Source organism: Clostridium sp. Marseille-Q2269 (assembly GCF_943736985.1).
GTDB lineage: Bacteria > Bacillota > Clostridia > Clostridiales > Clostridiaceae > Clostridium_F.
The window spans coordinates 37197-50316 of record NZ_CALSFS010000015.1 but is presented as its reverse complement, the minus strand read 5'-3'; the positions used below and the strand labels follow the sequence as shown (position 1 = coordinate 50316).

The 13120-nt window shown below is 39.0% G+C and carries 3 protein-coding genes, 1 tRNA gene and 4 rRNA genes; 7 read left to right on the top strand and 1 reads right to left on the bottom strand.

The features are described 5' to 3' along the window. The first annotated feature begins 1 nt into the window (after position 1). The 6 genes from gyrB (at position 2) to NGI68_RS14485 (ending at position 9753) form a co-directional block, all read left to right on the top strand. The gene (gene gyrB, locus NGI68_RS14510) at positions 2–1915 is read left to right on the top strand and encodes a DNA topoisomerase (ATP-hydrolyzing) subunit B (RefSeq protein ID WP_251862159.1); all 1914 of its coding nucleotides are present in this window, start codon (positions 2–4) and stop codon (positions 1913–1915) included. A 25-nt stretch (positions 1916–1940) separates the two neighbouring features. After that, positions 1941–4466 carry a DNA gyrase subunit A gene (gene gyrA / locus NGI68_RS14505; RefSeq protein ID WP_251862158.1) on the top strand — a complete coding sequence of 842 codons (2526 nt, stop codon included), beginning with the start codon at positions 1941–1943 and terminating at the stop codon, positions 4464–4466. 403 nt (positions 4467–4869) lie between these two features. After that, positions 4870–6380, top strand: a 16S ribosomal RNA gene (locus tag NGI68_RS14500). A gap of 222 nt (positions 6381–6602) precedes the next feature. Beyond that, positions 6603–9503: ribosomal RNA gene (locus NGI68_RS14495) — 23S ribosomal RNA — on the top strand. A gap of 52 nt (positions 9504–9555) precedes the next feature. Next, a 5S ribosomal RNA gene (gene rrf / locus NGI68_RS14490) occupies positions 9556–9672 on the top strand. 5 nt (positions 9673–9677) lie between these two features. Beyond that, a tRNA-Lys gene (locus NGI68_RS14485) sits at positions 9678–9753 on the top strand. Between the two features lie 172 nt (positions 9754–9925). Here NGI68_RS14485 and NGI68_RS14480 read toward each other — a convergent pair. Next, a complete protein-coding gene (locus tag NGI68_RS14480) occupies positions 9926–10522 on the bottom strand; it encodes a uracil-DNA glycosylase (protein ID WP_251861661.1) in 597 nt (198 codons plus the stop codon). A gap of 1037 nt (positions 10523–11559) precedes the next feature. On the opposite strand from NGI68_RS14480, the gene NGI68_RS14475 reads away from it, so the two are divergent. Next, positions 11560–13070 (top strand): 16S ribosomal RNA (locus tag NGI68_RS14475). Together the 16S, 23S and 5S rRNA genes with 1 tRNA gene alongside form the textbook arrangement of a ribosomal RNA operon. The last annotated feature ends 50 nt before the right edge of the window (positions 13071–13120 follow it).

Here is a 13120-nt window from a genome sequence, read left to right as displayed (position 1 = left end):
CATGTCACAAGAAAATAAACAAGTTTATGATGAAAGTCAAATTCAAGTGTTAGAAGGTTTAGAGGCTGTAAGAAAAAGACCAGGAATGTATATCGGAAGCACTAGTTTAAGGGGACTTCATCATTTGGTTTATGAAATAGTTGATAATAGTATAGATGAAGCATTAGCTGGCTTTTGCACACATATAGAAGTTTTTATACATGAAGATAACTCTATAACTGTGGTAGACGATGGACGTGGAATGCCAGTTGGTATGCATTCAAAGGCAAAAAAACCAGCCGTTGAAGTAATAATGACTATATTGCATGCAGGTGGAAAATTCGGCGGTGGAGGATATAAGGTTTCAGGTGGTCTGCATGGTGTTGGTGCTTCTGTTGTTAATGCTCTATCAGAACAATGTGAAGTAGAAGTAAGAAGAGATGGCCATATATGGAGACAAAAATATGAAAGAGGAATACCTAAAACAGGACTAGATATAGTAGGGGATACAGAGGAACATGGTACTACAATATACTTTAAGCCAGATATTGAGATATTTGACGAACTAGGGTTTGAATATGATACTTTAGCTCATAGACTTAGAGAATTAGCATTTTTAAACAAAGGTATAAAAATTTCATTAACAGATGAAAGATATGATAAAAAAGAAATGTTCCACTATGAGGGAGGATTAAGATCTTTTGTACTTTATTTAAATAGAAATAAGGAAAGATTACATCAACAACCTATATATGTTGATGAAAATAAAGATGGATGTATAGTTGAAATAGCCATGCAGTATAATGATGGTTATGCAGAAAATATTTTTTCCTTTGCTAACAATATAGATACCATAGAAGGTGGAACTCATTTAGCAGGTTTTAAATCAGCTTTAACAAGAGTTATAAATGATTACGCTAGGAAATTTAACTATTTAAAAGATACAGATAAAAATTTATCAGGGGATGATGTTAGAGAAGGATTAACAGCAGTTATTTCAGTAAAATTAACAGATCCTCAATTTGAAGGTCAAACAAAGACAAAATTAGGAAATGGTGAAGTAAGAGGCATTGTAGATACAATAGTAGGCCAAAGCATAGGTGCGTTTTTAGAGGAGAATCCTAATATAGGTAAAATAATAATTGAAAAAGGTTTATCAGCTTCAAGAGCTAGAGAGGCTGCAAAAAGAGCAAGAGAACTTACTAGAAGAAAATCTATTTTAGAGAGTACATCTCTTCCAGGAAAATTATCAGATTGTTCTTCAAAAGATCCATCATTATGTGAAATTTATTTGGTCGAAGGTGATTCTGCAGGTGGATCTGCAAAGCAGGGAAGAAATAGAGAATTTCAAGCTATTTTACCTTTAAAAGGTAAAATAATGAATGTTGAAAAGCAAAGATTGGATAAGATATTGGCTTCAGATGAAATACGTGCTATGATAACTGCATTTGGAGCAGGTATAGGAAAAGAATTTAATATTGAAAAAATAAGATATCATAGAATAATTATAATGACAGATGCTGACGTAGATGGAGCACATATAAGAACTTTACTTTTAACATTCTTTTATAGATACATGAAAGAATTAATAGAGAAAGGACATGTTTATATAGCTCAACCACCACTTTATAGAATATATAAATCTAAAAAAGAAGTTTATGTTTATTCAGATAAAGAATTGGATGATGCATTATTGGAATTGGGTGGAAAAGATACTAATACTAATATTCAAAGATATAAAGGTCTTGGAGAAATGAACCCAGAACAACTTTGGGAAACTACTATGGACCCAGAACATAGAACTTTATTACAGGTAACAGTAGAGGATGCTATGGAGGCAGATGAAATATTTACTATACTTATGGGAACAAAAGTAGAACCAAGAAGAGACTTTATAGAGAGTAATGCTGATAAAGTAGTTAACTTGGATATATAAGATAAGATTGTAAAGAGGTGTAATCATGCTAAACGAAGGAAAGATTTTGCCTGTAGATGTAAGTAAAGAAATGAAGAAATGTTATATAGACTATGCCATGAGTGTAATAGCTGGCCGTGCATTGCCAGATGTAAGGGATGGTTTAAAGCCAGTACATAGAAGAATAATATATTCAATGCAAGGATTAGGATTATCTCCTGAAAAGGGTTATAGAAAGTGCGCAAGAATTGTAGGGGATGTACTAGGTAAGTATCATCCTCATGGAGATACAGCAGTTTATGAAGCTTTAGTAAGAATGGCTCAGAATTTTTCAATAAGATATACATTGGTAGATGGTCATGGAAATTTTGGTTCTGTAGATGGTGACGGAGCTGCAGCAATGAGATATACAGAAGCTAAAATGAGTAAAATATCTATGGAGCTTATAAAAGACATAAATAAAAACACAGTTGATTTTATTCCTAATTTTGATGGTGAAGAAGAGGAACCATCTGTATTGCCATCAAGATTTCCTAATCTATTAGTTAATGGCTCTGCAGGTATAGCAGTAGGTATGGCTACTAATATTCCACCTCACAATTTAACAGAGGTTATAAATGGAATAACAATGCTAATAGACAATGAAGATGTAACTATACTTGATTTAATGACTAAAATAAAAGGACCAGATTTCCCTACGTCAGGTTTGATTGTGGGCACAAGAGGAATAAAGGAAGCCTACGAAACTGGTAGAGGAAAAGTAATAATTAGGGCTAAAGCTGAAATTGAAGAAGAAAAAGGTAGAAATAGAATAGTAGTTACAGAAATACCTTATCAAGTTAATAAAGCTAGACTTATAGAAAATATGGCTAACCTTGTAAAAGATAAAAAAATAAATGGAATTTCAGATCTAAGAGATGAGTCAGATAGAGATGGTATGAGAATTGTTATAGAACTAAAAAGAGATGCAAATCCTAATATAGTTCTAAATCAATTATATAAACATACAAAACTACAGGATACATTTGGAATAATAATGTTATCCTTGGTAAATAATCAACCCCAAATTTTAAATTTAAAAGAAATATTAGTTCATTATTTAGAATTCCAAAAGGAAGTAATAAGAAGAAGAACTAGATTTGATTTAGATAAAGCATTAGCAAGAGCCCACATATTAGAGGGTTTAAGAATAGCTTTAGATCATATTGACGAAGTTATAAAATTAATAAGATCCTCTAAGACTGCAGCTGAAGCTAAAGAAGGATTAATGAATAACTTTAGTCTTTCAGAAAAACAAGCTCAAGCTATATTGGATATGAAATTACAAAGACTTACAGGATTAGAAAGAGAAAAAATAGAAGATGAATATAAAGAACTTATGGAGAAAATAAGTTATTTCAAAGAAATATTAGATAAGGAAGAATTAGTATTAAGTATAATAAAAGAAGAATTAACAGAGATAAAAAATAAATATGGTGATGAAAGAAAAACAGAAATAGTAAAAGGTGAACATGATATAGATATAGAGGATTTAATTGAAGATAAAAAGGTAATAGTAACTTTAACTCATGGTGGATATGTAAAGAGATTAGATATGGATACATACTCTTCACAAAAAAGAGGAGGAAAGGGTATTCAAGCTACATCTACAAAACAGGATGATTTTATAGAAAATATGTTTGTAACATCAACTCATAGCACTATATTGTTCTTTACCAATAGAGGTAAGGTATATAAACTTAAGGCTTATGAGATACCTGAGGCAGGAAGAACAGCTAAAGGCACAAATGTAATCAATCTTATACCTATAGAAAACAATGAAAAAATACAAACAATAATAGGATTAAAAGATATAGGTGATATGAAGCATTTTGTAATGTGTACTAGAAATGGAATAGTTAAAAAGACAGAAATAAGTAAATATTCTTCTATAAGAAAAGGCGGATTAAATGCCATAAACTTAAAGGAAGATGATGAACTAATAGATGTAAAGATGACTAAAGGTAATAATGAAATAATAATAGTTACACAAAATGGATATTGCATAAGATTTAATGAAGAAGATGTAAGAGCAATGGGGAGAGTTGCAACAGGAGTCAAAGGCATAACACTAAGAAAAGATGATAAGGCTGTGTCTATGGATGTTGTATTAGCAGATCAAGCTTTATTATCAATAAGTGAAAATGGATTTGGAAAAAGAACAGATATAGAAGAATATCCTATTCATAGAAGAGGCGGAAAAGGTGTTATAACTTACAAGATAACTGATAAAACAGGGCCTATAGTTGGAGCAAGATTTGTAAAAGAAGATGATGAACTTATGTTAGTAAATAGTGGTGATGTGGCAATAAGAATAAATATTTCAGAAATATCTAAAACTAGTAGAAATGCAATGGGTGTAAAGCTAATGAGAACTAGTGAAGAAGAAAAGATAGTTGCTATAGCTAAAATAAAAAGTGAAGATATAATAGAAGAAGAAACTATGAATGAAGAAACTATGAATGAAGAAACTATGAATGAAGAAACTATGAATGAAGAAACTATGAATGAAGAAACTATGAATGAAGAATAAATAAGAAAAATCAGCTTAAAAGCTGATTTTTCTTATTTATATACTGATTATAAAACACAACTACTCCAGACGTATCAACATAAGAAATTAAAACTAATAATATGAAAATAGAAGCAATGTAGATATATTTTAGTTAAATACAATTTAATATAATAAATACATTATCAAATTTTGATACAATAAATCTCGTCCTTAAGACAAGGACAAGAAAGCAAAACAAGCTTTTAAAACAAATTTGAAAAAAGTTCTTGACAAAGAACAACAAATTTGTTAAGATATAAAAGTCGCTGAGGCGATGTGGTCTTTGAAAATTAAACAGAGAATAAACAAGAAACATTCTTGTAACAGCCAGTAAGATAAGGTAATAAACCTTGTCAATGAATTTGAGAAGAGATTAAACTTTAAAATTGAGAGTTTGATCCTGGCTCAGGACGAACGCTGGCGGCGTGCTTAACACATGCAAGTCGAGCGATGAAGCTCCCTTCGGGGAGTGGATTAGCGGCGGACGGGTGAGTAACACGTGGGTAACCTGCCTCAAAGTGGGGGATAGCCTTCCGAAAGGAAGATTAATACCGCATAACATAGGAGAATCGCATGATTTTCTTATCAAAGATTTATTGCTTTGAGATGGACCCGCGGCGCATTAGCTAGTTGGTAAGGTAATGGCTTACCAAGGCGACGATGCGTAGCCGACCTGAGAGGGTGATCGGCCACATTGGAACTGAGACACGGTCCAGACTCCTACGGGAGGCAGCAGTGGGGAATATTGCGCAATGGGGGAAACCCTGACGCAGCAACGCCGCGTGGGTGATGAAGGTCTTCGGATTGTAAAGCCCTGTTTTCTAGGACGATAATGACGGTACTAGAGGAGGAAGCCACGGCTAACTACGTGCCAGCAGCCGCGGTAATACGTAGGTGGCGAGCGTTGTCCGGATTTACTGGGCGTAAAGGGTGCGTAGGCGGATGTTTAAGTGGGATGTGAAATCCCCGGGCTTAACCTGGGGGCTGCATTCCAAACTGGATATCTAGAGTGCAGGAGAGGAAAGCGGAATTCCTAGTGTAGCGGTGAAATGCGTAGAGATTAGGAAGAACACCAGTGGCGAAGGCGGCTTTCTGGACTGTAACTGACGCTGAGGCACGAAAGCGTGGGTAGCAAACAGGATTAGATACCCTGGTAGTCCACGCCGTAAACGATGGATACTAGGTGTAGGGGGTATCAACTCCCCCTGTGCCGCAGTTAACACAATAAGTATCCCGCCTGGGGAGTACGGTCGCAAGATTAAAACTCAAAGGAATTGACGGGGGCCCGCACAAGCAGCGGAGCATGTGGTTTAATTCGAAGCAACGCGAAGAACCTTACCTGGACTTGACATCCCTTGCATAGCCTAGAGATAGGTGAAGCCCTTCGGGGCAAGGAGACAGGTGGTGCATGGTTGTCGTCAGCTCGTGTCGTGAGATGTTAGGTTAAGTCCTGCAACGAGCGCAACCCTTGTTATTAGTTGCTACCATTAAGTTGAGCACTCTAATGAGACTGCCTGGGTAACCAGGAGGAAGGTGGGGATGACGTCAAATCATCATGCCCCTTATGTCCAGGGCTACACACGTGCTACAATGGTAGGTACAGAGAGACGCAAGACCGTGAGGTGGAGCCAAACTCAAAAACCTATCTCAGTTCGGATTGTAGGCTGCAACTCGCCTACATGAAGCTGGAGTTGCTAGTAATCGCGAATCAGAATGTCGCGGTGAATACGTTCCCGGGCCTTGTACACACCGCCCGTCACACCATGAGAGCTGGTAACACCCGAAGTCCGTGAGGTAACCGTAAGGAACCAGCGGCCGAAGGTGGGATTAGTGATTGGGGTGAAGTCGTAACAAGGTAGCCGTAGGAGAACCTGCGGCTGGATCACCTCCTTTCTAAGGAGAATAGAAAGAAGAAAATTCTTTCTAAAAGGCTGAATTCTCTGTTTAATTTTGAGAGACCATTCTCTCAAAATTGAAACTTCTCAATAGAATTGAGAAGTAGCTGATCATCACAAAATCGTAGGTTTTGGATGTCTAGCTATGTTCTTTGAAAATTGCACAGTGAATAAAGTAAAGCTAAAGGTATAAAAATCCTTTGTAAGAATACAATTTTAAGGTCAAGCTACAAAGGGCGCATGGTGAATGCCTTGGCACTAGGAGCCGAAGAAGGACGCGATAAGCTGCGATAAGCCTTGGGTAGCCGCAAATAGGCTGAGATCCAAGGATTTCCGAATGAGGAAACTCACATGGGTAACCCCATGTATTATGCACTGAATACATAGGTGTATAAGGGTAAACCCGGGGAACTGAAACATCTAAGTACCCGGAGGAAGAGAAAGAAAAATCGATTTCCTAAGTAGCGGCGAGCGAACGGGAAAGAGCCCAAACCAGAAACTTGTTTCTGGGGTTGCGGATAGATCATAAAAGAAGAGGTATCTTAATCGAAAAGGGCTGGAACGCCCTACCACAGAAGGTAATAGTCCTGTAGATGAAAAGAGAAGACTTTAAGATCTAATCCAGAGTACCACGAGACACGTGAAACCTTGTGGGAAGCAGGGAGGACCACCTCCCAAGGCTAAATACTACCTAGTGACCGATAGTGAAGCAGTACCGTGAGGGAAAGGTGAAAAGAACCCCGGAAGGGGAGTGAAATAGAACCTGAAACCGTGTGCCTACAACCGATCGGAGCACGTTAAAGTGTGACGATGTGCTTTTTGTAGAACGAGCCAGCGAGTTACATTATGTAGCAAGGTTAAGTACTTAAGGTATGGAGCCGAAGGGAAACCGAGTCTGAAAAGGGCGAAAAGTTGCATGGTGTAGACCCGAAACCGGGTGACCTATCCATGGCCAGGTTGAAGCGAGAGTAAAATCTCGTGGAGGACCGAACCACGTTGGTGTTGAAAAACCATGGGATGAGCTGTGGATAGCGGAGAAATTCCAATCGAACTCGGAGATAGCTGGTTCTCCCCGAAATAGCTTTAGGGCTAGCGTCGTGTAATTAAGTAATGGAGGTAGAGCACTGAATGGGCTAGGGGCTATAGTAGTTACCGAACCCTATCAAACTCCGAATGCCATGTACTTGTATCACGGCAGTCAGACTGCGAATGATAAGATCCGTAGTCAAAAGGGAAACAGCCCAGACCATCAGCTAAGGTCCCAAAGTGTAAGTTAAGTGGAAAAGGATGTGGGATTTCTAAGACAACTAGGATGTTGGCTTAGAAGCAGCCACTCATTTAAAGAGTGCGTAATAGCTCACTAGTCAAGAGATCCTGCGCCGAAAATGTCCGGGGCTCAAACTTACCACCGAAGCTATGGATGTATACTACGTATATATGGTAGGGGAGCTTTCTGTATGGGTTGAAGTCGTACCGTAAGGAGCGGTGGACTGTACAGAAGTGAGAATGCTGGCATAAGTAGCGAGAAATAAGTGAGAATCTTATTGGCCGAAAACCTAAGGTTTCCTGAGGAAGGTTCGTCCGCTCAGGGTTAGTCGGGACCTAAGCCGAGGCCGAAAGGCGTAGGTGATGGACAATCGGTTGATATTCCGATACCGCCTATTTACGTTTGAGAAATGGGGTGACGCAGAAGGATAAGATGTGCGCACTATTGGATGTGCGTCTAAGCACTTAGGCATGCTTGATAGGCAAATCCGTCAAGCTAAGCTGAGGTGTAATGGGGAGCCATTATGGCGAAGTATCTGATTCCACACTGCCAAGAAAAGCCTCTATCGAGTGAATAGGTGCCCGTACCGCAAACCGACACAGGTAGGTGAGGAGAGAATCCTAAGGCCATCGGAAGAATTGCTGTTAAGGAACTCGGCAAATTGACCCCGTAACTTCGGGAGAAGGGGTGCCTACGAAAGTAGGCCGCAGAGAATAGGCCCAAGCAACTGTTTAGCAAAAACACAGGTCTCTGCTAAAGCGAAAGCTGATGTATAGGGGCTGACGCCTGCCCGGTGCTGGAAGGTTAAGGGGAACACTTAGCGTAAGCGAAGGTGTGAACTTAAGCCCCAGTAAACGGCGGCCGTAACTATAACGGTCCTAAGGTAGCGAAATTCCTTGTCGGGTAAGTTCCGACCCGCACGAATGGCGTAATGATTTGGGCACTGTCTCAACAGCAAATCCGGCGAAATTGTAGTGCAAGTGAAGATGCTTGCTACCCGCGATTGGACGGAAAGACCCCGTAGAGCTTTACTGTAGCTTAGCATTGAATCTCGGTATTGTCTGTACAGGATAGGTGGGAGACTTGGAAACTTGGGCGTCAGCCTGAGTGGAGTCAACCTTGGGATACCACCCTGACAGTACTGGGGTTCTAACCGGCGGCCATGAATCTGGTCACGGGACATTGTTAGGTGGGCAGTTTGACTGGGGCGGTCGCCTCCTAAAAAGTAACGGAGGCGCCCAAAAGTTCCCTCAGCGCGGTCGGAAATCGCGCGAAGAGTGCAAAGGCAGAAGGGAGCTTGACTGCGACACATACAGGTGGAGCAGGGACGAAAGTCGGGCTTAGTGATCCGGTGGTACCTCGTGGGAGGGCCATCGCTCAACGGATAAAAGCTACCTCGGGGATAACAGGCTGATCTCCCCCAAGAGTCCACATCGACGGGGAGGTTTGGCACCTCGATGTCGGCTCGTCGCATCCTGGGGCTGAAGTAGGTCCCAAGGGTTGGGCTGTTCGCCCATTAAAGCGGCACGCGAGCTGGGTTCAGAACGTCGTGAGACAGTTCGGTCCCTATCCGTCGCGGGCGTAGGAAATTTGAGAGGAGCTGTCCTTAGTACGAGAGGACCGGGATGGACCAACCTCTGGTGCACCAGTTGTCACGCCAGTGGCACAGCTGGGTAGCTATGTTGGGACTGGATAAACGCTGAAAGCATCTAAGCGTGAAGCCAACCTCAAGATTAGATTTCCCATAGCGTAAGCTAGTAAGACTCCTGGAAGAACACCAGGTTGATAGGTCAGAGATGTAAGCATGGCAACATGTTAAGTTGACTGATACTAATAAGTCGAGGGCTTGACCAAAAATAAAATTCACTGTGTAATTTTGAAAGAACATTCTTTCAAACAAATATAATCTGGTGATTATGGCTTGAAGGTAACACCCGTTTCCATGCCGAACACGAAGGTTAAGCTTCAAAGCGCCAATGGTACTGCAGGGGAAGCCCTGTGGAAGAGTAGGTCGTTGCCAGATGATATGATTCACTAGCTCAGTTGGTAGAGCACATGACTTTTAATCATGTTGTCCGGGGTTCGATTCCCCGGTGGATCACCAAAGCACTTTACATAATTGTAAAGTGCTTTTTTATATAAAAAATAGAAAGTTTATTATAAAACAAACATATTAATGTTAATATTTTTCAGAGTATAATTAAGTATAACAAATTTTTTATAATATAACTTTGGAGTTATATAAAAATATATTTTTATAATTACAAGTCCTAGATTTAAATTTTATCTAGCACTTCTTTTAATTTAATCCAATCAGTCTTATAGGTATTATGAAACTCTTCACTTCTATTGTAGGTTAAAGATGAAGGATGATACATTGGGAATACATATCTATGTAAGGATTCAATAAAATAAACATTTCCATGGCACTCACCAATAGACTTAAAATTCGTTAGTCTCTTTAGTGGAACATTTCCTAAGGTTATTATTAAATTTGGATTTACTAAATCAATTTCCTCATCTAATATAGAACTAAACAAAGCTACTTCTGAAACTTTTGGAGGCCTATTGCTTACAGTTGTTCTTCCAGTTTTACTTTCTTTAATCCGTATTGGTCTGAAAAAGCAAGTATTAGTAACTCTCACACTTTCCCTGTTAAGGCCTATAGAATTTAAATAGTTTTGAAAATTTTTACCCGCCATTCCAACAAAGGGTTTACCTTCTTCTACTTCATTTTTCCCAGGAGCTTCTCCTATAAATAAAATGTTGCAAGGAATAGGACCATCACCTGTGATATATCCACCTATTTTCTCTTCTTTATAATTTTCTGAAATATTTTTAATTTTATTTTTTAAAGATTGCTCTACATTCATATAAAAAAACTCCTCTTCATCAGTATTTAATTAATTTCGGTTATTTTTATAAATATTATTATATGTTATTAAATTTATAATCTTTTATTAATTTTAGCTTTAAAAGTATTTCTATTCTTATTTAATGTAAGATAACTTTTTCAATATTGTATACTTATACTAAATATACATTTAATATAATGATTATTAATATATTTATTGTTACATTGATAAAAAATTATTCAAGAAAAACAGATCTAAATTTGATATTATAAATATATTTTTTATACACAATAAAACTATTTTCAACAATAAAACTTTTATTAATTAATTTATTTTTATTATCTATTATTATTTAATAAGTTTGTATATATGTGATATATTGTAGAATATTTTCAGGTATTATCTACTATAATATGTACATATTAATTAATTTGATAATTATAGAGTAAATTTGTAATCTTAATACTACTAGTATTTAAAATAAACATATGATATAAATTATATAGTAAAGTTAAATCTTTATAAAGAAATATTATTAATTATTATGATTATAGGTTTTTTATATAGAGCTTTAATATTGAAAATAGATTATGAATTTTATTCTTAAATAAATAAAATATATATTGTAAATTTGTTATTTAATAATTAGAGATAATAGAATAAACTTAATTTTATATAGAAATATATAGAAATATATAGATATATTTATGTAAATTCAGCAACATTACCAAGTGTATCTACATAAAAAAAACGGAGTAATATGTAATAATTAAGAGAAAAATGCTGATAAATTAGCATAAATAGATGTAAATATGTAATTATGAAAAATGAAGATGATATAATAATACATGTCGCTGAAACACGGTGACCGATTTAAGAAAATAAATTTGAAAAAAGTTCTTGACAAAGAACAACAGATTTGTTAAGATATAAAAGTCGCTGAGGCGATGTGGTCTTTGAAAATTAAACAGAGAATAAACAAGAAACATTCTTGTAACAGCCAGTAAGATAAGGTAATAAACCTTGTCAATGAATTTGAGAAGAGATTAAACTTTAAAATTGAGAGTTTGATCCTGGCTCAGGACGAACGCTGGCGGCGTGCTTAACACATGCAAGTCGAGCGATGAAGCTCCCTTCGGGGAGTGGATTAGCGGCGGACGGGTGAGTAACACGTGGGTAACCTGCCTCAAAGTGGGGGATAGCCTTCCGAAAGGAAGATTAATACCGCATAACATAGGAGAATCGCATGATTTTCTTATCAAAGATTTATTGCTTTGAGATGGACCCGCGGCGCATTAGCTAGTTGGTAAGGTAATGGCTTACCAAGGCGACGATGCGTAGCCGACCTGAGAGGGTGATCGGCCACATTGGAACTGAGACACGGTCCAGACTCCTACGGGAGGCAGCAGTGGGGAATATTGCGCAATGGGGGAAACCCTGACGCAGCAACGCCGCGTGGGTGATGAAGGTCTTCGGATTGTAAAGCCCTGTTTTCTAGGACGATAATGACGGTACTAGAGGAGGAAGCCACGGCTAACTACGTGCCAGCAGCCGCGGTAATACGTAGGTGGCGAGCGTTGTCCGGATTTACTGGGCGTAAAGGGTGCGTAGGCGGATGTTTAAGTGGGATGTGAAATCCCCGGGCTTAACCTGGGGGCTGCATTCCAAACTGGATATCTAGAGTGCAGGAGAGGAAAGCGGAATTCCTAGTGTAGCGGTGAAATGCGTAGAGATTAGGAAGAACACCAGTGGCGAAGGCGGCTTTCTGGACTGTAACTGACGCTGAGGCACGAAAGCGTGGGTAGCAAACAGGATTAGATACCCTGGTAGTCCACGCCGTAAACGATGGATACTAGGTGTAGGGGGTATCAACTCCCCCTGTGCCGCAGTTAACACAATAAGTATCCCGCCTGGGGAGTACGGTCGCAAGATTAAAACTCAAAGGAATTGACGGGGGCCCGCACAAGCAGCGGAGCATGTGGTTTAATTCGAAGCAACGCGAAGAACCTTACCTGGACTTGACATCCCTTGCATAGCCTAGAGATAGGTGAAGCCCTTCGGGGCAAGGAGACAGGTGGTGCATGGTTGTCGTCAGCTCGTGTCGTGAGATGTTAGGTTAAGTCCTGCAACGAGCGCAACCCTTGTTATTAGTTGCTACCATTAAGTTGAGCACTCTAATGAGACTGCCTGGGTAACCAGGAGGAAGGTGGGGATGACGTCAAATCATCATGCCCCTTATGTCCAGGGCTACACACGTGCTACAATGGTAGGTACAGAGAGACGCAAGACCGTGAGGTGGAGCCAAACTCAAAAACCTATCTCAGTTCGGATTGTAGGCTGCAACTCGCCTACATGAAGCTGGAGTTGCTAGTAATCGCGAATCAGAATGTCGCGGTGAATACGTTCCCGGGCCTTGTACACACCGCCCGTCACACCATGAGAGCTGGTAACACCCGAAGTCCGTGAGGTAACCGTAAGGAACCAGCGGCCGAAGGTGGGATTAGTGATTGGGGTGAAGTCGTAACAAGGTAGCCGTAGGAGAACCTGCGGCTGGATCACCTCCTTTCTAAGGAGAATAGAAAGAAGAAAATTCTTTCTAAAAGGCTGAATTCTCTG

Coding starts and splice junctions, on each gene's coding strand:
- gyrB (WP_251862159.1), top strand. CDS start 2: ATGTCACAAGAAAATAAACAAGTTTATGATGAAAGTCAAATTCAAGTG.
- gyrA (WP_251862158.1), top strand. CDS start 1,941: ATGCTAAACGAAGGAAAGATTTTGCCTGTAGATGTAAGTAAAGAAATG.
- NGI68_RS14480 (WP_251861661.1), bottom strand. CDS start 10,522: ATGAATGTAGAGCAATCTTTAAAAAATAAAATTAAAAATATTTCAGAA.